General features: G+C 62.2%; 8 protein-coding genes. 1 reads left to right on the top strand and 7 read right to left on the bottom strand.

Features of this window, described 5'->3' with window-relative positions; genetic code table 11:
• Nucleotides 1-286: 286 nt before the first annotated feature.
• From AC1UK9_RS00835 to AC1UK9_RS00805, 7 genes are all read right to left on the bottom strand, one after another.
• Complete coding sequence (locus tag AC1UK9_RS00835; RefSeq protein WP_473014097.1) at nt 287-1,153, bottom strand: ABC transporter permease; 867 nt, start codon at nt 1,151-1,153, stop codon at nt 287-289.
• A 20-nt stretch (nt 1,154-1,173) separates the two neighbouring features.
• Entirely contained in the window at nt 1,174-2,034 is an 861-nt protein-coding gene (locus AC1UK9_RS00830; RefSeq protein ID WP_473014096.1) for an ABC transporter ATP-binding protein, read from the bottom strand.
• 5 nt (nt 2,035-2,039) lie between these two features.
• Complete coding sequence (locus AC1UK9_RS00825) at nt 2,040-3,065, bottom strand: ABC transporter substrate-binding protein (RefSeq protein WP_025113447.1); 1,026 nt, start codon at nt 3,063-3,065, stop codon at nt 2,040-2,042.
• A gap of 18 nt (nt 3,066-3,083) precedes the next feature.
• Nucleotides 3,084-3,980: a TauD/TfdA dioxygenase family protein gene (locus AC1UK9_RS00820; protein WP_482579011.1), complete on the bottom strand. Its 897-nt coding sequence runs from the start codon at nt 3,978-3,980 to the stop codon at nt 3,084-3,086.
• A 373-nt stretch (nt 3,981-4,353) separates the two neighbouring features.
• Nucleotides 4,354-5,721, bottom strand: a complete 1,368-nt coding sequence (locus tag AC1UK9_RS00815; RefSeq protein WP_025113449.1) for an HlyD family type I secretion periplasmic adaptor subunit — start codon at nt 5,719-5,721, stop codon at nt 4,354-4,356.
• Nucleotides 5,711-7,867 (bottom strand): type I secretion system permease/ATPase, encoded by a 2,157-nt coding sequence (locus AC1UK9_RS00810; RefSeq protein WP_025113450.1) that lies wholly within the window; start codon nt 7,865-7,867, stop codon nt 5,711-5,713. Before AC1UK9_RS00810 ends, AC1UK9_RS00815 begins: the two co-directional genes overlap by 11 nt.
• A gap of 42 nt (nt 7,868-7,909) precedes the next feature.
• Nucleotides 7,910-9,262: a TolC family outer membrane protein gene (locus AC1UK9_RS00805; RefSeq protein WP_025113451.1), complete on the bottom strand. Its 1,353-nt coding sequence runs from the start codon at nt 9,260-9,262 to the stop codon at nt 7,910-7,912.
• 358 nt (nt 9,263-9,620) lie between these two features.
• Here AC1UK9_RS00805 and AC1UK9_RS00800 point away from each other — a divergent pair, with 358 nt between their 5' ends.
• Nucleotides 9,621-26,156: a LapA family giant adhesin gene (locus tag AC1UK9_RS00800; RefSeq protein WP_482579009.1), complete on the top strand. Its 16,536-nt coding sequence runs from the start codon at nt 9,621-9,623 to the stop codon at nt 26,154-26,156.
• Nucleotides 26,157-26,231 lie beyond the last annotated feature (75 nt).

Raw genomic sequence — 26,231 nt, 5'->3', positions numbered from 1 at the left:
TGGCTGATCTGGATTGATTCGGGTGCTGCTAGCAAACATCCTTGGAATCGGTGGCGCATGAACCGACGTCTTCGCGAGCAAGCCCGCTCCCACAGGGAAATGCATTTCAAATGTGGGAGCACTCATGGCTGATCTGGATTGATTCGGGTGCTGCTAGCAAACATCCTTGGAATCGGTGGCGCATGAACCGACGTCTTCGCGAGCAAGCCCGCTCCCACAGGGGGAATGCATTTCAAATGTGGGAGCGGGCTTGCTCGCGAAGGGGCCAGCCGTGCCCGCACACATCTCAGCGCTGCATGCCCCAGCGCTTCACCGTTACCCGCTCCAGCGTGTCGAACACCAGGTTCTCCACCAGCAAACCAATCAGGATCACCACCGCCAACCCGGCAAACACCTTGTCGGTGTACAGCTCATTACGGTTCTGGAAGATGTACCAACCCAGCCCGCCCTTGCCGCTGGTCGCACCAAACACCAACTCGGCGGCGATCAGCGTGCGCCAGGCAAACGCCCAGCCGATTTTCAGCCCGGCGAGAATCGATGGCAGCGCCGCCGGAATCAGGATGAACAGCACAAAACGCATGCCCTTCAGCCCATAGTTGCGCCCGGCCATGCGCAGGGTTTCCGAGACGCCGAGAAACCCGGCGTAGGTATTCAACGCCAGCGCCCACAGCACCGAATGCACCAGCACGAAGATCAGGCTGTTCTGCCCCAGCCCGAACCAGAGCAAGGCGAGTGGCAGCAAAGCAATTGCCGGCAACGGGTTGAACATCGAGGTCAGGGTGCTCAGCAGATCCCGGCCAAACTGGGTCGAGACCGCCAGCGTGGTCAGGGCAAACGCCAGCACGATGCCGATCAGATAGCCCTTGATCAGCACCACCAGAGATATCCACACCTTGCCCAGCAGCTCGCCGCTGAGCAGACCGTCGTACAACGCATGGCTGGTCTGCAGGAAGCCGGGCAGCAGCAAGTCGTTGTTCTGCACCCGGGCGATCACTTCCCAGAGGATCGCCAGCAGAATCAGGATCAGGCTTTTACGCAGCCAGCCCTGTTGCCACAGACGTTGGCCCAGCGGCAATTCGCGCTCGAGCGGCACGCTGGTCAGCGGTTCAAGGACGGTTTCAAACTCTTGTCGCAGGGACGATGGTTGGCTCATCGGGCAATCCTCCAGAACGCTCAATAAGCGATGCGAATGTCGTTGAAGTCATGGTCTCGCTCGGTTTCCGGCGACTGGCCTTCATCGAACAGCAAACGGTGAATGCGCCGCGCCGACTCTTGAAACGCCACGCCACCGAGGCTTTGCAGATCGTATTGATGGCTGTGCACTTCGGCGCGTACCCGCCCCGGGTGTGGCGACAACAGCAGGATGCGATTGCCGACCACCAGTGCCTCTTCGATCGAGTGCGTGACAAACAGCAGGGTGAAGCGCACTTCTTCCCAAAGCCGCAGCAACTCTTCCTGCATCTTGCGGCGGGTCAGCGCGTCCAGCGCAGCGAACGGCTCGTCCATCAGCAGGATTTTCGGCTGCATCGCCAGCGCCCGGGCAATCGCCACCCGCGCCTTCATGCCGCCGGACAAGGTGTGTGGATAAGCGTCGGCGAACGCTGCCAGCCCGACCTTTTCGAGATAGTGCAGCGCTCGCCCTTCGGCGTCTTTGTTGTTCAAGGTTCGCGAGGCGAGCAGCGGAAACATCACGTTCTGTTTGACGGTTTTCCACGGCGGCAGCTGATCGAACTCCTGAAACACCACGATCCGGTCCGGGCCCGGTCCGTCGACACGCTGACCCTGCAGGCGAATCTCGCCTTCGCTCGGTGCAATGAACCCGGCGGCCGCCTTGAGCAAGGTCGACTTGCCGCAGCCGGACGGGCCGAGCAGCACGAAGCGGTCCGCAGGATCGATTTCGAAACTGACCTGATGCGTGGCCCGCACCACCCGTTGCGGGGTGCGGTATTCGAGGCTGACGTTATCCACCGCCAGCAGCGCTTGCGTACGGGCGATCGGGTTGCTGGCCGCGTGGCCTTGCAAGGGGGCGTTCATCTCGATCAGCTCCCCTGCAGCGGTTTGGCGTCCTGGAAGAAGTAGTCCTTCCACGATTCAGGTTTGTTCTTGATCGCGCCGACGCGGTAGAGGAATTCGGCCAGTGGATAGGTATTTTTCGGCGTGACGCTGAATTCGAACTGTGGGTTGTCGATGATTTTCAGCAGCTCGGCGCGATCGATTTTGGCCTTGGTCACGCGAATGTAAGTGTCCGCCGCCGCGCCTTTATCGTTCTGGGCGAATTGCGCAGCTTCGGTCAGTGCTTCGACGAAGGCTTTGTAGGTCTTCGGATTCTCATTGCGGAATTTTTCGGTGGCGAACAGCACCGTCGGCGAGTTCGGGCCGAGGATGTCGTAGGAGTTGAGCACCACGTGCACGTTCGGATTCTGCAGCGCCTGATCCTGGAATGGCGGGTTGGAGAAGTGTCCGGTCAGCTCGGTGCCGCCGGCGAGCAACGCGGCGGTGGCGTCCGGGTGCGGTACGGCGATGGTGTATTTGTCGAGGCGATTGAATTCCTTGTCACCCCACTGCTTGGCCGCCGCGTATTGCAGGAAGCGCGACTGCACGGACACGCCCACCGCTGGCACCGCAATGCGGTCCTTCTCGGTGAAGTCGGCGATGGTTTTGACCTTGGGATTGTTGCTCACCAGGTAGTACGGGAAGTTGCCCAGCGAGGCCACAGCCTTGACGTTCTGCTTGCCGTGGGTGCGATCCCAGATGGTCAGCAACGGGCCGACCCCGGCACCGGCAATGTCGATGGAACCGGACAGTAGCGCATCGTTGACCGCCGCGCCGCCCGAGAGCTGCGTCCAGTCGACCTTGATGTCGAGGCCTTCCTGCTTGCCGTATTTCTCGATCAGGCCCTGATCGCGCACCACGTTGAGCAATAAATAGACAATCCCGAACTGTTCGGCGATGCGGATTTCACCTTCGGCGTGGGCCACGGTCGGCGCCACCAGGCTGCCGGCAATCAGGCTGAAACCCAGACCGATGGCAGCGGCCAGCGGCGCGAATGGAAGACGTTTGGACATGATCGAATCTCCGGCAAATCAGAAAGGCGCGTCGCCCTGAATGGTTGTGCGATACAGCTTGCGGCGCAGGTGCGCGGGGCAGCCGGCGGCGAGGTGGATCAGCGAACGGTTGTCCCAGAACACCATGTCGTGGGGCTGCCACGGGTGGCGGTAGATGTTTTGCGGCAGCACGCTGTGGGCGTAGAGCTCGGCGAGCAGTTGTTTGCTCTCGTCCTCCGGCAAACCAACGATGCGCGTGGTGAAGCCTTCGCTGACGAACAACGCCTGGCGGCCGTTTTCCGGATGGGTACGGACGATCGGGTGCACCACTTCGGCGACCTGCGCCAGTTGCTCCGGGGTCAGGGTCGGGCGCCAGTTGCCTTCGAACTTGGTTTCGCTATAGCGCGCTGTGTAGGAATGCGCGGCCGAGCGGCCTTCGACGGCTTTGCGCAACGCTTCGGGCAGGTTGTCCCACGCTTTGTGCATGTCGGCGAACAGCGTGTCGCCACCTTCGGACGGCAACTCCTGCGCATGCAGCATCGAGCCAAGGCTCGGTAGCTCTTTATAGGAGAGGTCGGAGTGCCAGAATTTGCCGGCATCGCCGAGGCCGATGTTCTGGCCGTTCTCGACGATGTTGGAAACGATGAGGATTTCCGGGTGATTGGCCAGCAGGAATTGTTTGAGCACGTGGATCTGCAACACGCCGAAGCGGCGGCTGAAATCGATCTGCTGTTGCGGAGTTATGCGCTGGTCGCGGAAGACCACGACGTGGTGATCCAGATGCGCGCGGTGGATGCGGGCGAAGTCCTGGTCGTTGACCGGGCGGGTCAGGTCCAGGCCAATGATTTCGGCGCCGACGGCACCGCTGAACGGGCGGATTTCAAAGGTTTGCGGCGCGGCAGTCGCGGCGCTTGGGGTGGCAGTAGCTGCGGACATCTTTCAATCTCCCACGCACGGCGCGCTCAAGGGCGCGCACGTCGATCAGAAACTCACGCTGGATTGCGTGTTGGTTCAGGTCGTGCGGCGCGCCGATTGATCGGCAGGTACGCAGGAGAATGACTTTATCGCTATAAGAATCTGAAATTAAATACCGTTATTGAATAACGATATGGCGGATGGTGAGGAATGGACTGAGTGGTGAGTGACGATTTATGTCACTTACTGACAGGGATGTGGTGATTTTGCTGGCCCCTTCGCGAGCAGGCTCGCTCCCACAGGAGATTTCGGTCGAACACAGAACTTGTGTCCACTGAAGATCCAATGTGGGAGCGAGCCTGCTCGCGAAGAGGCCGTCAGCAGCGCCGAAGACCTACCGCTCGTGCAACGCCTCGGCCCGCGCCCGGATGATCGGCTTGAGCAGATAACTCAACACCGACTTCTTGCCGGTGATGATATCCACCGACGCGACCATCCCCGGAATGATCAGCAACGGCTTGTCATCGGTGCCCAGGTGGCTGCGCTCGGTGCGCACCTTGATGATGTAGTAGGTGGTTTTCTTGTCTTCGTCGGTGATGGTGTCGGCACCGATCTGCTCCAGCTTGGCTTTGAGCCCACCGTAAATGGTGTAGTCATACGCGGTGAACTTCACGATCGCTTCCTGCCCCGGATGCAGGAACGCAATGTCCTGGGGACGGATCTTGGCTTCGACCAGCAAGGTGTCATCCAGCGGCACGATTTCCACCATGTCGCTGCCGGGCTGGATCACCCCGCCAATGGTGTTGACCAGCAACTTGTTGACGATGCCGCGCACGGGCGAGGTGACCAGCGTACGGCTGACTCGGTCTTCCAGCGCCTTGCCGGTGGCCTGGGCCTTGTTCAGGTCGGTGCGGGCTTCGTTGAGCTGGGTCAGCGCATCGCTGCGGAATTTGCCGCGAGTCTCGTCGATCTTGCGCTGCACTTCCTTGATTGCCGATTCGGCGCGCGGGATCGCCAGGGTGGTGGCGTCGAGCTGGCCGCGGGTTTCGACTTCGGCACGTTTAAGCCGCAGCACTTCCACCGGTGATACCGCACCCTGGGCGACCAGCGGCTCGGACATGTTGATTTCCTGGCGCTGCAAGCCCAGTTGCTGGCGGTACTGCGCCTGCTTGGAGCTGAACTCGCGCAGCTCTTGCTGACGCTGGATCAACTGTTCCTGCAAACCACCGATCTCGTCGTGCAGTTGCTGGCGGCGACTGATGTACAGCGACTCTTCACTTTTTGCCTGGCCCGGCACGGCTTTGAGCACGTCCTCAGGGAAGTTCAGCGGGCGGTCATCGACCTCGGCGCTCAGACGCTCGACACGCAGCAGCATCGACAGTCGATCGGCCTCGGTTTCGCCGACGTTGGAAGCAAATCGCGTGTCGTCCAGGCGGATCAACGGTGCGCCGGCCTCGACGATCTGGCCTTCCTTGACGAACAGTTCGGAGACGATCCCGCCCTCGAGGTTCTGGATTTTCTGGATCTTGGACGACGGAATCGCCTTGCCGTCGCCCTTGGTCACTTCGTCGATCACGGCGAAATTCGCCCACAGCATCAGGAACACGAAGAAACCGATGATCGCCCAGATGGTCAGGCGCACGACGCGCGGGGCGTCCTCGATCAGTGCCTTGTTGACCTCCGGCAGCGGCTGGCCCTGCAGCGACGCAGAGCCCTTGAAGTAGCGACGGATCGACTCTTTGACACCCGACTTAAGCAACACTGATCTGCCCCTTCTTCAACGCTTCCATCACGGCGGCTTTCGGGCCATCGGCGAGAATCTGTCCACGGTCGACCACCAGCAGACGGTCGACCAGCGACAGCAGCGAGGCCCGGTGCGTCACCAGCACCACGGTCTTGTTTTCAACGACGGCGGCCAGACGCTGCTTGAGGCGTTCTTCGCCGGTGTTGTCCATCGCGCTGGTCGGCTCGTCGAGCAGCAGGATCGGCGGGTTGAGCAGCAGCGCCCTTGCCAGCGCGACGTTCTGGCGTTGACCGCCAGAGAGGTTCTGCCCGCGTTCGCCGACTTGCAGCTCGTAACCTTGCGGGTGCAGACGGGCGAATTCGTGGACGCCGGCCAGTTCCGCGGCTTGCAGCACCAACTCGTCTTCGACATAACGCGCGCCGGAGACCAGGTTGTCACGCAGGGTGCCGGCCAGCAGCTGGATGTCCTGCGGCACGTAGCCGATGTTGTAGCGCAGCTCGCTGACGTCGATCTGGCGAATATCCACACCGTCCACCAACAGCGCGCCGTCGTCCGGCTGATACAGGCCCACCAGCAACTTCGCCAGCGAACTCTTGCCCGAACCGCTGCGGCCGATGATGCCGATCTTCTCGCCGGGACGGATCACCAGGTTGATGTTTTTCAGCGCCGGGTTCTGTTGTTCCGGGTAGGTGAAGTTCAGCTGACGGCATTCGATTGCGCCCTGCAGCACCTTGCGGCTCAGCGGACGCTCTTCGAAATTGCGCTCCTGCGGCAGCTCCATCATCTGGTCGACCGAGGTCATGGTCACCCGCGCCTGCTGGTAGCGGGTCAACAGACCCGAGAGCGAGGCCAGCGGGCTGAGCGCGCGGCCACTGAGCATGTAGCAGGCAATCAGGCCGCCCATGCTCAGGTTGCCGGCGATGATCTGGTACACGCCGAAGACGATCATGATCACCCCGGCCAGTTGCTGGATCAGCAGGGTGATGTTCATCGCCAGGCCGGAGAGCATTTTCACCCGCAGCTCGAGGCGGCTAAGGGTGCCGATGGTCTGTTCCCACTGATACTGGCGTTCACTTTCGGCGTTGTTGACCTTGACCGCATCGAGGCCGGCGAGGGTTTCGATCAGGCTCGACTGACGCTCGGCGCCCAGCGCCATGGTGCGTTCCATGGTCGCTACCAGCGGCTTCTGCAGCGCATAGCCGATCAACAGCGCAATCGGGAATGCCAGCACCGGAATCCACACCAGATGCCCGCCGAGAATGGCGATGACGATGAAGATCAGGAGGGTGAACGGCAGGTCGATCAGGCTGGTCAGGGTCAGCGAGGCGAGGAAGTCGCGCAGACTCTGGAACTCATGGATGTTCTGCGCAAAGCTGCCGACCCGCGCGGGGCGGTACTTCATGGCCATGCCGACGATGCGCTCAAACAGCGTCGCCGAAATGATCAGATCGGTTTTCTTGCCGGCCAGATCCAGGCACAGGCTGCGCAGGCTCTTGAGGATCAGGTCGAACAGGTAAGCGCCAGTGATGCCCAGCGCCAGCACCCACAGGGTCGCTTCGGCCTGGTTCGGCACCACGCGGTCGTAGACGTTCATCACGAACAGCGGCGCGGCCATGGCGATGATGTTGATCAGGAAACTGGCGGCGATCGCATCGGCATACAGCCAGCGCGAACGCTTGAGGGTGTCGCGAAACCACGAGCGCGCACGCGGGATCAGCGTGCCGTGGTTGACGTCGAATTTGTGCTGCGGCTGGGCGAAGAACACTTTGCCGGTGTAGTCGTCGGCCAGCAGCTCACGGCTGACCACCGATTCGCCGCCGTCGCTTTCGCTGAGCAACACCCGGGCTTCGTTCTCGCCTTGCCAGCCGAGCAGGACGGCACTGCGGCCATCCTTGAGCAGCAACAGCGCCGGCATGGCAATCGCCGGAATCTCTTCCAGCTTGCGTTGCAACACCCGGCCCTGCAGCCCGGCGCGAGCCGCTGCGCGGGGCAGCAACTCGACACTCAGGCGTTGCTTGGGCAGCGGCAGACCAGTGGTCAGCATCGCCGCGCTGGCGGGTTTCTGGTGCAGCATGCACAGAGCGAGCAGACCATCCAGCAACGGATCGTCGTGCATCGCGCGCGGATCATGAATGAGTTGAACTCGACTGACTTCTGATTCCACGCTCGGCACTCTTGGCTAACAATTGAACAATGAAGGTTCTGCTCAATTCATACCGGGCAGTTGGACCTTCGGCTTCACATCGTTCTGCACGACGGATGCCAATGGTGCGACCACTCCCTGGCTTCTGAGCAACTCGCCCATGGTCGCCTTGATTCGATACTGAGTAAATAACTGAATGTTCTTGATTTCAGCCAAACGGCGCGAAGCGGTGAACAACTCGTTTTCACTGTCGAGCAAATCGAGCAGGGTCCGCTCGCCAAGGCTGAACTGACGCTGATAAGCAGTACGCACCGCGGTGCTGTGATCAACATACTGCTGAGCGATCGGCACTTGGGCATTGGCGTTGTTCAAGGCGTTCCAGGCCAGGCCCAGTTCTTCGTTCAACTGACGCAGGGCGTTGTTGCGGATGTCCAGTGCCTGGTTCGACAGGTACGACTTGGATTCCAGATCGGCCTTGTTGCTGCCACCCGAATACAGGTTGAAGCGCATGCGCAACATGGCCTGCCATTCGTTGTTGTGACCGTTCTGGCCGTCCAGATCGTTATCGGCAGTGCGGCCCAGCTCGGCGTCGAAACGCGGGTAGAAGGTCGACTTGGCGGTCTCGTACTGCTTCTCGGCAGCGGCGATGTCGGACTCGGCCGAACGCAGGATCGGGCTGTTTTCCAGCATCTGCGTACGGGCTTCATTGAGGTTGGCCGGCATCATCGCCATGAACGGTGCCGGACGCTCCAGCTGGTCAGGCATCTGGCCGACGGCGCTGAGGAAGTTGGTCTCGGAGTCGGCGAGGTTGGTCTGCTCGGTGATCAGGTTGTTACGGGCCTGGGCCATCCGCGCTTCGGCCTGATCGAGGTCGGCACCGCTGCCGACGCCGCGCTGGGTGCGCAGCTGGATCTGGTCATAGATGCGCTGGTGGCTCTTGAGGTTTTCTTCGGCCAGACGCACGAATTCGCGGCGGGTCAGCACGTCCAGATAGACCTGAGCGACAGTCAGCGCGGTGCGCTCGGAAGTCCCCAACAACGAGTAGGCGCGGGAGTTGACGGTGGCTTGTTGACGCCCGACCTCGCTGGACGTGGCAAAACCGTCAAAAACCATTTGCGAGAGACGTAAACTTGACTCGCCACGGTTCAGGGTTTCGTAGTGGTTGCTCCCACCACTGGCGCGGGTGGTCACGCTGTCGGTGCCTTCACGGCCATAACCGCCCAGCAGGTCGACCTTGGGCAGGTATCCACCTTTGGCAGCCTTTAACTGATAATCCGCCGCCAAACGACTGTTGACCCCTGCCTGGATTTCCGGATGGACATCCAATGCCTGTTGCATGGCTTCCGGCAAGGATTGTGCTTGGACGAAAGAGGCGGCGAGAGCGAACGGTAGAGCCTTGAACAGGTACAAACGCATGGTAAAGATTTCCCAGGACTTCTTGTCTTGAATCACAGCTAAACGTGCTGCTGCGTCGGATGATTGGCAACCGGAATGACCGTATGTCGGAAAGTTCAAAATAGGAACTGGATCACACGCTGAGGGACAGGTCGCCGCGGAAATATCAATGTGACATTAGTGGGGCGATTGTTTAGGATGGCACCCAGAAGGTCAATAGTTTGGCATAAAGTTAATAGCGAAAGAATCTAGCCAAATTATTGACGAAAGCAGCGTCAAACTTTGTTCAACCATTTTTAAAAGTACGTCCAGACTGAATAGGCGCTGATGCCGTCAGGTCTATGGAAGTCAACTGAACGTGACACCCGGAGAGTCTTCAATGAGCAGTGTTGTTGCCATCGTCAAAAGCATTGTCGGTCAGGTATTCGTGGTGTCCCCAGAGGGCGTACGTCGCGTACTCGTTGAAGGCGATCGCCTGTTTGTCGGCGACCAGATCGACACCGGCCTCTCGGGCGCCGTGTCGCTGGAACTGGCGGATGGCCGCACTCTGGACCTGGGCCGCGAAACCCAGTGGAGCGCCAACGCGCCCGACTCCAGCACTGACCTGGCCGAGGCCACCGCGCAGGCCGCACCGTCTGTAGCCGAGCTGCAGCAAGCCATCGCCGCCGGTGCCGACCCGACCACCGACCTCGAAGCCACCGCTGCCGGCGCCACCGCCGCAGGGACTGGCGGCGCGGCGGGCGGCGGCCACAGTTTCGTGATGCTCGACGCCACCGCTGGCCGCGTCGATCCGACCATCGGCTTCCCGACCGCAGGCATCAACTCCGGCGCACAAGCGGCGCAGAACATCACCGGCGGCCAGACCACTGACACCACCACCAATGCCCTGCGTGAGTCGACCCTGAGCCTCAGCGCCACGCCGACCATCACCGAAGCCGGCGGCGTGCTGGTGTACACCGCGACCCTGACCCAGGCGCCGCTGACTGACCTGACCATCACCCTGTCCAATGGCTCGGTGATCGTGATTCCGGCCGGCTCCACCACCGGCACTGTCAACGTGCCGCTGGCTCCGAACGACACCGTCTACAACGACCCGACCCAGATCGACGTGACCGTCACCGGTACCACCGGCGGCAACGGCATCACCGTGATCCCGCCGACCACGCCGGCGACGACCCAGGTCACCGACACCATCGACACCACCACCGTCACCCTGACCGCTGGCACCAGCGTCACCGAAGGCGGCCAGATCATCTATACCGCGACCCTGACCAACCCGGCCCAGACGCCGGTGACCGTCACCCTGTCCAATGGCTCGACCATCACCATCGAAGCCGGCCAGACCACGGGCACCGTCAACGTGCCGACCGCGCCGAATGACGTCTACAACAACGGCAGCACTGTCAGCACCACCATCACCGGTGCCACTGGCGGCAACTTCGAAAACCTGGTGCCGAACACGACGCCAGCCGTAACGAACATCGTCGATTCGCGCGACACCACCGGCCTGACCCTGACCGCCACCGGCACCGTGGTCGAAGGTGGCCAGATCACCTATACCGCGACCCTGACCAACCCGGCGCAGACGCCGGTGACCGTCACCCTGTCCAACGGCTCGACCATCACCATCGAAGCCGGCAAGACCAGCGGCAGCGTCAACGTGCCAACCGCGCCGAACGACGTCTACAACAACGGCGGTACCGTCAGCACCACGATTACCGGTGCAACCGGCGGCAACTTCGAGAACCTGGTGCCGAACACGACGCCAGCGACCACCACCGTCACCGACTCCATCGACACCACCAACCTGTCGCTGAGTGCCACCGGTACCGTGGCTGAAGGCGGCTCGATCGTCTACACCGCGACCCTGACCAATCCGGCCGGCACCCCGGTGACCGTGACGTTGAGCAACGGCTCCGTCATCACCATCGAGGCGGGTAAAACCACCGGCACCGTGACTGTTCCGGCGCCTGCCGATGACGTCTATAAAGACGCCGGCAAAGTCGAAGTCAGCATCACCGGCACCACCGGCGGCAATTTCGAGAACCTGGTGCCGAGCACCGTGCCAGCCGTTACCCAAGTCACCGATACCATCGACACCTCGACCGTCAAACTGACCGCCGATACTTCGGTGGCAGAAGGCGGTACCGTCACTTACACCGCCACCGTCGGTGCACCGGTGACTGGCTCGCCAGTCACCGTCACATTGACCAACGGTCAGACGATCACCATCGAAGTCGGCAAAACCACCGGCACCGTCACCACCACGGCGCCGAACGATGCATTGACCGGCAATCCACCGCTGACCAACGCCATCACCAACGTCAGTGGCGGTAACTACGAGAACCTCGTTGCCGACAAAACACCGGTTTCCACAACTGTTACCGATACCGTCGACACCACCAACCTGTCGCTGAGTGCGACCGGCACCGTGGCCGAGGGTGGTTCGATCGTTTACACCGCAACGCTGACCAACGCGGCGGGCTCGCCTGTCACCGTGACCCTGAGCAATGGCGCGGTGATCACCATCGAGGCCGGCAAAACCACTGGCACCGTGACCGTTCCTGCCCCCGCTGACGACGTTTACAAGGACGCCGGTAAGGTCGAAGTCAGCATCACCGGCACCACCGGCGGCAATTTCGAGAACCTGGTGCCGAGCACCGTTCCAGCCGTGACCGACGTCACCGACACCATCGATACCACCACCGTGAAGCTCAGCGCCGATACATCGGTGGCTGAAGGCGGCACTGTCACTTACACCGCCACTGTCGGCGCGCCTGTGACCGGTTCGCCTGTGGTCGTGACTCTGGCCAACGGCCAGACCATCACCATCGAAGTCGGCAAGACCACCGGCACCGTCACCACCACTGCACCGAACGATGCGTTGACCGGTCATGAGCCGCTGAACAACTCGATCACCGGTGTAACTGGCGGCAACTACGAAAACCTCGTTGCCGACAAAACCCCGGTCAGCACCACCGTCACGGACACCGTGGACACGACAAATCTGTCGCTCAGCGCCACCAACTCGGTCGCCGAAGGCGGCTCGATCACCTACACCGCAACCCTGACCAATCCGGCCGGCACCCCGGTGACCGTGACGTTGAGCAACGGCTCCGTCATCACCATCGAAGCAGGTAAAACCACCGGCACCGTGACTGTCCCGGCCCCGGCTGATGACGTTTACAAGGATGCCGGCAAAGTCGAAGTGACCATCAAGGACGCAGCGGGCGGCAATTTCGAGAACCTGGTGCCAAGCACCGTTCCAGCCGTCACCGACGTCACCGATACCATCGACACCACCTCGGTCAAACTGACCGCAACCGAAACCGCGGCTGAAGGTGGCACCGTCACCTACACCGCCACTGTGGGCGCACCCGTGACCGGTTCGCCTGTGGTCGTGACTCTGGCCAACGGCCAGACGATCACCATCGAAGTCGGCAAGACCACCGGCACCGTGACCACCACTGCACCGAACGATGCGCTGACCGGTCATGAGCCGCTGAACAACTCGATCACCAACGTCAGCGGCGGTAACTACGAAAACCTCGTGGCTGACAAGACACCGGTCAGCACCACCGTGACCGACACCGTCGACACCACCAACCTGTCGCTGAGTGCGACCGGCACCGTCGCCGAGGGCGGTTCGATCGTCTACACCGCGACCCTGACCAACCCGGCCGGCACCCCGGTGACCGTGACCCTGAGCAACGGCTCGGTGATCACTATCGAGGCTGGCAAAACCACTGGCACCGTAACGGTTCCAGCGCCTGCCGATGACGTCTACAAGGACGCCGGCAAGGTTGAAGTGACCATCAAGGATGCTTCCGGCGGCAATTTCGAGAACCTGGTGCCGAGCACCGTTCCGGCCGTGACTGACGTCACCGACACCATCGATACCACCACCGTGAAGCTCAGCGCCGATACATCGGTGGCTGAAGGCGGCACTGTCACTTACACCGCCACTGTCGGCGCGCCTGTGACCGGTTCGCCTGTGGTCGTGACTCTGGCCAGCGGCCAGACCATCACCATCGAAGTCGGCAAGACCACCGGCACCGTGACCACCACCGCACCGAACGATGCGTTGAACGGTCATGAGCCGCTGAGCAACTCGATCACCGGCGTGACCGGTGGCAACTACGAAAATCTGGTGGCCGACAAGACCCCGGTCAGCACCACCGTGACCGATACCGTCGACACCACCAACCTGTCGCTGACCGCGACCGGCACCGTCGCCGAGGGCGGTTCGATCGTCTACACCGCGACCCTGACCAATCCGGCCGGCACCCCGGTGACCGTGACCCTGAGCAACGGCTCGGTCATTACCATTGAAGCGGGCAAAACCACTGGCACCGTGACTGTCCCTGCGCCAGCCGATGACGTCTACAAAGATGCCGGCAAGGTTGAAGTCAGCATTACCAATACGGCGGGCGGCAATTACGAAAACCTCGTGGCCGACAAGACGCCGGTCAGCACCACCGTCACGGACACCGTGGACACGACAAATCTGTCGCTCAGCGCCACCAACTCGGTCGCCGAGGGCGGTTCGATCACCTACACCGCGACATTGACCAACGCTGCTGGCTCGCCAGTCACCGTGACTCTGTCCAACGGTTCGGTGATCACCATCGAAGCCGGCAAGACCACCGGCACCGTGACTGTCCCAGCGCCTGCCGATGACGTCTACAAAGACGCCGGTAAAGTCGAAGTGACCATCAAGGACGCAGCCGGCGGCAACTTCGAGAACCTGGTGCCAAGCACTGTTCCGGCCGTCACCGAAGTCACCGACACAATCGACACCACCTCGGTCAAACTGACTGCAACCGAATCGGCCGCCGAGGGTGGCACCGTCACCTACACCGCGACCGTCGGTGCACCCGTGACCGGTTCGCCTGTGGTCGTGACTCTGGCCAACGGTCAGAACATAACCATTGAAGTCGGCAAGACCACCGGCACCGTGACCACCACTGCACCGAACGATGCGCTGACCGGTCATGAGCCGCTGAACAACTCGATCACCAACGTCAGCGGCGGTAACTACGAAAACCTCGTGGCTGACAAGACACCGGTCAGCACCACCGTGACCGACACCGTCGACACCACCAACCTGTCGCTGAGTGCGACCGGCACCGTCGCCGAGGGCGGTTCGATCGTCTACACCGCGACCCTGACCAACCCGGCCGGCACCCCGGTGACCGTGACCCTGAGCAACGGCTCGGTGATCACTATCGAGGCTGGCAAAACCACTGGCACCGTAACGGTTCCAGCGCCTGCCGATGACGTCTACAAGGACGCCGGCAAGGTTGAAGTCACGATCAAGGATGCGGCGGGCGGCAATTTCGAGAACCTGGTGCCAAGCACCGTTCCAGCCGTCACCGACGTCACCGATACCATCGACACCACCACGGTCAAACTGACCGCAACCGAAACCGCGGCTGAAGGCGGCACTGTCACCTACACCGCCACTGTCGGCGCGCCTGTGACCGGTTCGCCTGTGGTCGTGACTCTGGCCAACGGCCAGACCATCACCATCGAAGTCGGCAAGACCACCGGCACCGTGACCACCACCGCACCGAACGATGCGTTGAACGGTCACGAACCGCTGAACAACTCGATCACCAACGTCAGCGGCGGCAACTACGAAAACCTCGTCGCCGACAAGACCCCGGTCAGCACCACCGTGACCGACACTGTCGACACCACCAACCTGTCGCTGAGCGCGACCCCGACGGTGAACGAAGGCGGCCAGATCACTTACACCGCTACCCTGACCAACGCGGCCGGCACCCCGGTGACCGTGACGTTGAGCAATGGCGCAGTGATCACCATCGAGGCCGGCAAGACCACCGGCACCGTGACCGTCGATGCACCGAAGGACGACGTCTACAAGGACGCCGGCACCGTTGAGGCGACCATCAAGGGCGCGACCGGTGGCGACTTCGAAAACCTGGTGCCGAACACGACACCGGCCGTGACCACCGTCAACGACACCATCGACACCTCCACTGTGTCGCTGACTGCCACCGCCAACGTCGCCGAAGGCGAGACCGTGGTCTACACCGCGACCGTGACCGCGCCGGTAACCGGCGCGCCAGTCGTGGTTACCCTGTCCAACGGCCAGACCATCACCATCGCCGTCGGAGAAACCACCGGCAGCGTGAATTTCGTTGCACCGAACAGCCCGCTGGCGGGCGGCAGCTCGCTGAGCGTGACCATCGACAAGGCCACTGGCGGCAACTATGAAAACCTGGTGACCGACAGCAAACCGGCGAACACCTCGGTTTCTGACACCGTCGACACCACCAACCTGAACCTGACCGCCAGCGACTCGGTGGCTGAAGGTGGTTCGATTGTCTACACCGCGACCCTGACCAACCCGGCCGGCACGCCAGTGACCGTGACCCTGTCCAACGGCGCGGTGATCACCATCGAGGCCGGTAAAACCACCGGCACCGTGACTGTCCCAGCGCCTGCCGATGACGTGTACAAAGACGCAGGCAAAGTCGAAGCAACCATTTCGACTGCCACCGGTGGCAACTTCGAAAACCTGGTGCCGAGCACTGTTCCTGCGCTCACCAACGTTACCGATACCATCGATACCACCACGGTCAAGCTGACCGCGACCGAGTCTGCTGCGGAAGGTGGCACCGTCACTTACACAGCGACCGTCGGCGCGCCAGTGACCGGTTCGCCTGTGGTCGTAACCCTGGCGAATGGTCAGAACATCACCATCGAAGTCGGTAAAACCACCGGTACCGTGACCACCACCGCGCCGAACGACGCGCTGACCGGTCATGCGCCGTTGACCAACGCGATCAGCGGTGTGACCGGTGGCAACTACGAGAATCTGGTCGCTGACAAAACCCCGGTCTCGACCACCGTCACCGACACCGTCGACACCACGAATCTGTCGCTCAGCGCGACCGGCACCGTGGCCGAAGGTGGCTCGATCGTTTACACCGCAACATTGACCAACGCCGCTGGCTCGCCCGTCACCGTGACTCTGTCCAACGGCGCGGTCATCACTATCGAAGCCGGTAAAACCACCGGCACCGTGACTGTCCCGGCACCGGCCGATGACGTGTACAAAGACGCGGGCAAAGTCGAAGCAACCATTTCGACCGCCACGGGTGGCAACTTCGAAAACCTGGTGCCAAGCACCACGCCGGCCGTGACCAACGTCACCGACACCATCGACACCACCACGGTCAAACTGACCGCGACCGAGTCCGCCGCTGAAGGTGGCACCGTCACTTACACAGCGACCGTCGGTGCACCGGTAACCGGTTCGCCAGTCACCGTGACCCTGGCCAACGGTCAGAACATCACCATCGAAGTGGGCAAGACCACCGGCACCGTGACCACCACCGCACCGAACGATGCGCTGACCGGTCATGCGCCGTTGACCAACGCCATCACCAACGTGAGCGGCGGCAACTACGAAAACCTGGTTGCCGACAAAACCCCGGTCAGCACCACCGTGACCGACACCGTCGACACCACCAACCTGTCGCTGAGCGCTACCAACTCGGTCGCTGAGGGCGGTTCGATTGTTTACACCGCAACGCTGACCAACGCCGCTGGCTCGCCAGTGACCGTGACCCTCAGCAACGGCGCCGTGATCACCATCGACGCCGGCAAAACCAGCGGCACCGTGACCGTTCCGGCACCGGCCGATGACGTGTACAAAGACGCGGGCAAAGTCGAAGCAACCATTTCGACCGCCACGGGTGGCAACTTCGAAAACCTGGTGCCGAGCACTGTGCCGGCGGTGACCAACGTTACCGATACCATCGATACCACCACGGTCAAACTGACCGCGACCGAGTCTGCTGCGGAAGGTGGCACCGTCACCTACACCGCGACCGTCGGTGCACCGGTAACCGGTTCGCCAGTCACCGTGACCCTGGCGAATGGTCAGAACATCACCATCGAAGTCGGTAAAACCACCGGTACCGTGACCACCACCGCGCCAAACGATGCGCTGACCGGCCACGCTCCGCTGACCAACGCAATAACCGACGTGAGTGGCGGTAACTACGAAAACCTCGTGGCTGACAAAACCCCGGTCAATACCACTGTCACCGACACCGTCGACACCACGAATCTGTCGCTCAGCGCGACCGGCACCGTGGCCGAGGGCGGTTCGATCATCTACACCGCGACGCTGACCAACGCAGCGGGTTCGCCAGTGACCGTAACACTGTCCAACGGCGCAGTGATCACCATCGAGGCCGGCAAAACCAGCGGCACCGTGACTGTCCCGGCGCCAGCCGACGACGTCTACAAAGATGCCGGTAAAGTCGAAGCGACGATTTCCACCGCTACCGGTGGCAACTTCGAAAACCTAGTGCCGAGCACTGTGCCAGCGGTGACCAACGTCACCGACACCATCGATACCACCACCGTGAAGCTGACGGCTTCCGAAACAGCGGCCGAGGGTGGCACCGTCACCTACACCGCCACTGTTGGTGCACCGGTAACCGGTTCGCCAGTCACCGTGACCCTGACCAACGGCCAGAACATCACCATCGAAGTCGGCAAAACCACCGGCACCGTGACCACCACCGCGCCAAACGACGTACTGACCGGCCACGCGCCGTTGACCAACGCCATCACCAATGTCAGCGGCGGCAACTACGAGAACCTCGTGGCCGACAAGACACCGGTCAGCACCACCGTGACCGACACTGTCGATACGACCAACTTGTCCCTGAGCGCCACCAACACGGTCGCCGAGGGCGGTTCGATCATCTACACCGCGACATTGACCAACGCCGCTGGCTCGCCAGTCACCGTGACCCTGAGCAACGGTGCCGTGATCACCATCGATGCCGGCAAAACCACCGGCACCGTGACCGTTCCTGCGCCAGCCGACGACGTCTACAAGGACGCCGGCACCGTACAGGCCACCATCACCAACGCCAGCGGTGGCAACTTCGAAAACCTAGTGCCGAGCACCACGCCAGCCGTGACCAGCGTCACCGACACCATCGATACCACCACCGTGAAGCTGACCGCTACCGGTACAGCGGCTGAAGGAGGTAACGTCGTCTACACCGCGACTGTCGGCGCGCCAGTCACCGGCTCACCGGTCACCGTGACCCTGTCCAACGGCCAGACCATCACCATCGACATCGGCAAAACCACCGGCACCGTGACCACCACTGCGCCGAACGACGCGTTGACCGGTCATGCGCCGCTGACCAACTCGATCAGCAACGTGACCGGCGGCAACTACGAAAACCTCGTCGCCGACAAGACCCCGGTCAGCACCACCGTTACCGATACCATCGACACCACCAACCTGTCGCTGTCCGCGACCGGCACCGTGGCCGAAGGTGGCTCGATCGTTTACACCGCGACGCTGACCAACGCCGCTGGCTCGCCAGTGACCGTGACCCTCAGCAACGGCGCCGTGATCACCATCGACGCCGGCAAAACCACCGGCACCGTGACCGTTCCGGCTCCGGCTGACGACGTCTATAAAGATGCCGGCACTGTCCAGGCCACGATCAAGTCCGCCACCGGCGGCAACTTCGAAAACCTGGTGCCGAGCACCGTGCCGGCCGTGACCAGCGTCACCGACACCATCGACACCACCACGGTGAAGCTGACCGCTACCGGTACAGCGGCTGAAGGCGGTAACGTCGTCTACACCGCGACTGTCGGCGCGCCAGTCACCGGTTCGCCTGTCACCGTGACCCTGTCCAACGGCCAGACCATCACCATCGACATCGGCAAAACCACCGGCACCGTGTCCACCACTGCGCCGAACGACGCGCTGACCGGTCATGCGCCACTGACCAACTCGATCAGCAACGTGACCGGCGGCAACTACGAAAACCTCGTCGCTGACAAGACCCCGGTCAGCACCACCGTGACCGATACCATCGACACCACCAACCTGTCGCTGTCCGCGACCGGCACCGTGGCCGAAGGTGGCTCTATCGTTTACACCGCGACGCTGACCAACGCCGCTGGTTCGCCAGTGACCGTTACTCTGTCGAACGGCGCCGTGATCACCATCGACGCCGGAAAAACCACCGGCACCGTGACTGTTCCGGCTCCGGCTGACGACGTCTATAAAGATGCCGGCACTGTCCAGGCCACGATCAAGTCCGCCACCGGCGGCAGTTTCGAAAGCCTGGTGCCAAGCACCACGCCGGCCGTGACCAACGTCACCGACACCATCGATACCACCACCGTGAAGCTGACGGCTTCCGAAACAGCGGCCGAGGGTGGCACCGTCACCTACACCGCCACTGTTGGTGCACCGGTAACCGGTTCGCCAGTCACCGTGACCCTGACCAACGGCCAGAACATCACCATCGAAGTCGGCAAAACCACCGGCACCGTGACCACCACCGCGCCAAACGACGTACTGACCGGCCACGCGCCGTTGACCAACGCCATCACCAATGTCAGCGGCGGCAACTACGAGAACCTCGTTGCCGACAAGACACCGGTCAACACCACCGTGACCGACACCATCGACACCACCAACCTGTCGCTCAGTGCGACCGGCACAGTGGCCGAAGGTGGCTCGATCATCTACACCGCGACGCTGACCAACGCAGCGGGTTCGCCAGTGACCGTGACTCTGTCGAACGGCGCTGTGATCACCATCGACGCCGGCAAAACCACCGGCACCGTGACCGTTCCAGCTCCGGCTGACGACGTCTACAAGGACGCCGGCACTGTCCAGGCCACGATCAAGTCCGCCACCGGCGGCAGTTTCGAAAGCCTGGTGCCAAGCACCACGCCGGCCGTGACCAACGTCACCGACACCATCGACACCACCACGGTCAAGCTCACCGCGACCGAGTCTGCTGCGGAAGGTGGCACCGTCACTTACACTGCGACCGTCGGTGCACCGGTAACCGGTTCGCCGGTCGTGGTGACTTTGGCCAACGGCCAGAACATCACCATCGAAGTCGGTAAAACCACCGGCACCGTGACCACCATCGCGCCGAACGATGCGCTGACTGGTCATGCGCCACTGAGCAACTCGATCACCGGTGTAACCGGTGGCAATTACGAGAATCTGGTTGCTGACAAAACCCCGGTCAGCACCACCGTGACCGACACCATCGACACCACCAACCTGTCGCTGTCCGCGACCGGCACCGTGGCCGAAGGTGGCTCGATCGTTTACACCGCGACGCTGACCAACGCCGCTGGCTCGCCAGTGACCGTGACTCTGTCGAACGGCGCCGTGATCACCATCGACGCCGGCAAAACCACCGGCACCGTGACTGTTCCGGCTCCGGCTGACGACGTCTATAAAGATGCCGGCACTGTCCAGGCCACGATCAAGTCCGCCACCGGTGGCAACTTCGAAAACCTGGTGCCGAGCACCGTGCCGGCCGTGACCAGCGTCACCGACACCATCGACACCACCACGGTGAAGCTGACCGCTACCGGTACAGCGGCTGAAGGCGGTAACGTCGTCTACACCGCGACTGTCGGCGCGCCAGTCACCGGTTCGCCTGTCACCGTGACCCTGTCCAACGGCCAGACCATCACCATCGAAGTCGGCAAAACCACCGGCACCGTGACCACCACTGCGCCGAACGATGCGCTGACCGGTCATGCGCCACTGACCAACTCGATCAGCAACGTGACCGGCGGCAACTACGAAAACCTCGTCGCCGACAAGACCCCGGTCAGCACCACCGTGACCGACACTATCGACACCACCAACCTGTCGCTGTCCGCGACCGGCACCGTGGCCGAAGGTGGCTCTATCGTTTACACCGCGACGCTGACCAACGCCGCTGGTTCGCCAGTGACCGTTACTCTGTCGAACGGCGCCGTGATCACCATCGACGCCGGCAAAACCACCGGCACCGTGACTGTTCCGGCTCCGGCTGACGACGTCTATAAAGATGCCGGCACTGTCCAGGCCACGATCAAGTCCGCCACCGGCGGCAACTTCGAAAACCTGGTGCCGAGCACTGTGCCGGCGGTGACCAACGTTACCGATACCATCGATACCACCACGGTCAAACTGACCGCGACCGAGTCTGCTGCCGAAGGTGGCACTGTCACCTACACCGCGACCGTCGGCGCGCCAGTGACCGGTTCGCCTGTGGTCGTGACCCTGGCGAATGGTCAGAACATCACCATCGAAGTCGGCAAAACCACCGGCACCGTGACCACCACTGCGCCGAACGATGCGCTGACCGGTCATGCGCCACTGACCAACTCGATCAGCAACGTGACCGGCGGCAACTACGAAAACCTCGTCGCCGACAAGACCCCGGTCAGCACCACCGTGACCGACACTATCGACACCACCAACCTGTCGCTGTCCGCGACCGGCACCGTGGCCGAAGGTGGCTCTATCGTTTACACCGCGACGCTGACCAACGCCGCTGGTTCGCCAGTGACCGTTACTCTGTCGAACGGCGCCGTGATCACCATCGACGCCGGAAAAACCACCGGCACCGTGACTGTTCCGGCTCCGGCTGACGACGTCTATAAAGATGCCGGCACTGTCCAGGCCACGATCAAGTCCGCCACCGGCGGCAGTTTCGAAAGCCTGGTGCCAAGCACCACGCCGGCCGTGACCAACGTCACCGACACCATCGATACCACCTCGGTGAAGTTGACGGCCACTGGCACCGCAGCGGAAGGCGGTAACGTCGTCTACACCGCGACTGTCGGCGCGCCTGTGACCGGCTCACCGGTTACCGTGACCCTGTCCAACGGCCAGACCATCACCATCGACATCGGCAAAACCACCGGCACCGTGACCACCACTGCGCCGAACGACGCGCTGACCGGTCATGCGCCACTGACCAACTCGATCAGCAACGTGACCGGCGGCAACTACGAAAACCTCGTCGCCGACAAGACCCCGGTCAGCACCACCGTCACCGACACCATCGACACCACCAACCTGTCGCTGTCCGCGACCGGCACCGTGGCCGAAGGCGGTCAGATCACCTACACCGCGACCCTGACCAACGCCGCCGGCTCGCCGGTGACCGTGACCCTGAGCAACGGCTCGGTAATCACCATCGACGCCGGCAAAACCACCGGTACCGTGACCGTTCCTGCGCCAGCCGACGACGTCTACAAAGACGCCGGCAGCGTACAGGCCACCATCACCAACGCCAGCGGTGGCAGCTTCGAAAACCTGGTGACCAACACCGCGCCAGCCGTGACCAGCGTCACCGACACCATCGACACCACCACTGTCAGCATCACCGGCAGCAGCTCGGTGACCGAAGGCCAGACCGCCAGCTACACCGTCAGCCTGACGCACCCTGCGCAAACCGACGTGACCCTGAAAATCGTCTACAGCGGCACCGCTGCCGACGGTTCGGACTTCACCGGCGTGTACACCGTGAAGATCCCGGCGGGTGCCAGCAGTGCGCAGTTCAACGTCGCGACCATCGATGACAAGATCACCGAAGGCACCGAGAACTTCGTGGTCAAGATCGACTCGGCCACCGGCGGCAACTTCGAGAACCTGGCCGTCAGCAGCACCAATGGCAGCGTCAGCACCTCGATCATCGACAACGATGCGCCACCGGTCATCGACCTGGACGCCAACAACTCCAGCGGCGCCACCGGTGCCGACTACAAGGTGACGTTCACCGAAAACACCCCGGGCGCCGGCGTGTCGATTGCCGACACTGACCTGACGATCACCGACCCGGACAGCACCATGCTGACCGGCGCGACCATCGTGCTGACCAACCGTCAGGACGGCGATGCGCTGAACCTGGGCAACAGCGTCAATGGCATCACCATCAATGCCAACAGCACCAACGGCACCGTGACCCTGACGCTGTCGGGTAACGCGACGCTGGCCGACTACATGCAGGCGATCAAGAACATCACCTTCACCAATGGCAGTGAAAACCCGAGCACCGTGCCGCGGATCATCACCGTGACAGTGACCGATGGCGGCAACTACTCCAACACCGCGACCACCACGGTCAACGTGGTGGCGGTCAACGATGCGCCGGTCGCCGCGCCGATCAACGTCACGGGTACTGAAGACACCCCGCTGATCCTCGGCTGGTCGACCTTCGGTGTGACCGATGTCGACAGCCCGGCCAGCAGCCTCGGCGTGAAAATCACCCAGCTGCCGGGCGAAGGCAAACTGCAGTACCTGGACGGTTCGACCTGGAAAGACGTCGCCACCAACCAGACCTTCAGCAAGGCTGATATCGATGCCGGCAAATTGCGCTTCATGCCGGATGCCAACGAGTCGGGCGTCAACGGTTACGGCGGCACCGGCGTGGGCAACAATCAGGCTGATTACGCGCAGATCAAATTCCAGCCAACCGACGGCCAACTGCTCGGCAACACCGGTACCGTGAAGATCGACATCACGCCAGTGGCGGATGCACCGACCGTGAGCGTGGCTGACAACAGCGTGAAATCCACTGGGCTGGTCAAGGAAGTCTGGACCGGCTTGCCGGGCCTTGGCACCAGCGGTAACGGCGCAGACTCGACCACGCTGAAAAACGTGATCGACGGCGCAGGCACCCCTAACTCCAGCGGCACCGTGACCAACGTCCAGTCCGACGGCAGCGTCGCAGCGGGTACGGCATCGAAAACCTCGGGCCTGATCTATCTGGAAGCCGGCAAGACTTACAGCTTCAGCGGCGTGGCCGACGACAGTCTGCTGATCACCATCGGCGGCAAGAGCGTGGCTTCGGGTACCTGGGGCGCGGGCGGCGCGATCAGCGGTTCGTTCACCCCGACCACCAGCGGCTACTACACGCTGGACATCTACCACCACAACCAGAGCGGCCCGGGCAGCTATGACGTGAACCTGTCGGTCAACGGCAGCACGCCAATCGACCTGAGCAGCGGCGGCGTGCCGATCTACACCGGCGTGCAGGATCTGCTGAACTCTGGCGTGACCGTCTCCGACCTGCACGGCACTAACGGCGAAGGGTATTACGACGGCTACAAACTCAATACCGGCGCCGAAGGCACCACAGTGAAACTGTCGGCGATCAATACCGCCCTGACCGACACCGATGGCTCGGAAACCCTGAGCGTGAAGATCAGCGGCGCGCCGGTCGGCTCGGTACTCTCCGACGGTAACGGTCATACCTTCACCGTGACCGCGAGCAACGGTGAAGCCAACGTCACCGGCTGGAACCTCGGCAGCCTGACCGTGACCCCGCCAACCTACTACAACGGCCAGTTCAACCTGACCGTGACCTCGACCTCCACCGAACAGGTCGGCGGCTCGGCCAGCAGCACCGCGACCATTCCGGTCACCGTGGTGCCGGCGGTGTACAACGCCGTGGTCGGTACTTCTGGCGATGACACCTTCAGCGGCACCGATGGCAACGACATCATGGTTGCCGACATCGGCGGTCTGACCGTAGTGCCGGGCACCAACTACAACATCGCGTTCATGGTCGACAGCTCGGGCAGCATGAGCACCGCCTCGATCAACGCGGCCAAGGACTCGCTGACGTCGGTGTTCAACACCCTCAAGCAGAGCCTGGGCGGCAGCAACTCGGGCACGGTGAACATCTTCCTGGTGGACTTCGATACCCAGGTCAACAAATCGGTGTCGGTGAACCTCAACGACGCGAACGCGCTGACCAAGCTCAAAGCCGTACTCGATTCGATGACCTCCGGCGGCGGTACCAACTACGAGGACGTGTTCAAGACCACGGCCAACTTCTTCCAGAGCACCGAAGCAGTGGCCAACACCGGGGCGAAGAACCTCACGTACTTCATCACCGACGGCCAGCCGACCTACTACCAGAGCGGCGAGCAGACCAACCCGACGCTGTATGGCAGTGTGAAGCTCGACAGCGTCGTGACCACCTCCAACTACAAGCCGGGCGACACGTTCAGCACCTATATCGACAGCACCCACTACCTGACCATCAGCAGCGCCGGGGCCGTCGTCCTGCAAACGTTGAAAAACGGCAGCTGGAGCTGGAGTAACGTTGGCACCATCCACGCTCAGGGCGACGGCACTTACGAGCTGTCGAGCCTGGCGGGCAGCGGCAGCAGCACCACATCGGCCACCACCGATAACGCCAACAGCAGCTTCGCGTTGCTCAGCGGCCTGTCGAACGTCGAAGCCATCGGTATCAACAGCGGTGTCAGCCTCAACGACCTGAAACCGTATGACTCGGATCACTCGCCACAGACCAACATCGATCCGAAGGACCTGGCGAACTCGATCATCGGCCACACCGAAGCGACGATGCCGGGCAATGACACCGTCAGCGGTGGCGACGGCAACGACATCCTGTTCGGCGACCTGGTGAGCTTCAACGGCATTGCCGGCGAGGGTTATCAGGCGATGCAGGCGTTCGTCGCGCAGCAGACCGGCGTCGACGTCAGCAAAGTCACCACCAGCAACGTGCACCAGTACATCACCGAGCACTATCAGGCGTTCGATGTGTCCGGTTCGCACGATGGCAACGACACCCTGTTGGGCGGCGGGGGCAATGACATCCTGTTCGGCTCTGGCGGCAATGACCTGCTTGATGGCGGCAAAGGCAATGACATCCTGCTCGGCGGCACCGGCAACGACACGCTGATCGGCGGCCAGGGCAACGATATCCTGATTGGTGGTTCCGGTGCCGACACCTTCGTCTGGAAGGCGGGCGACACCGGCAACGATGTGATCAAGGACTTCAACGCCAGCGAAGGCGACCGCATCGATCTGCGCGACCTGTTGCAGGGCGAGACCGGCAGCACCATCGACAACTTCCTGAAGATCACCACGGTCGACGGCGTGTCGTCGCTGCAAGTCAGCTCCGGCGGCAAGTTCAACTCCGGCGACGCGGCAGCCGCCACCCCGGACGTGACGATCAAACTGGAAGGCAACAACTGGTCAAGCGCCAACATTCACAACCTGATTGCCGGCAGCGACCCGACCATCAAGGTCGACCACAACAACAGCTGATGCGTGAACAAAACGGCCGCCCCCCTGGGGCGGCCGTCACGTTTGCGCCTATCGCACCGGTGACGATTTCGTCGC

It is taken from the genome of Pseudomonas sp. AK-TSAG1-1 (genome assembly GCF_056821665.1).
Note: the sequence above shows the minus strand (reverse complement) of the source record. Positions and strands in the feature narration are given on the sequence as shown.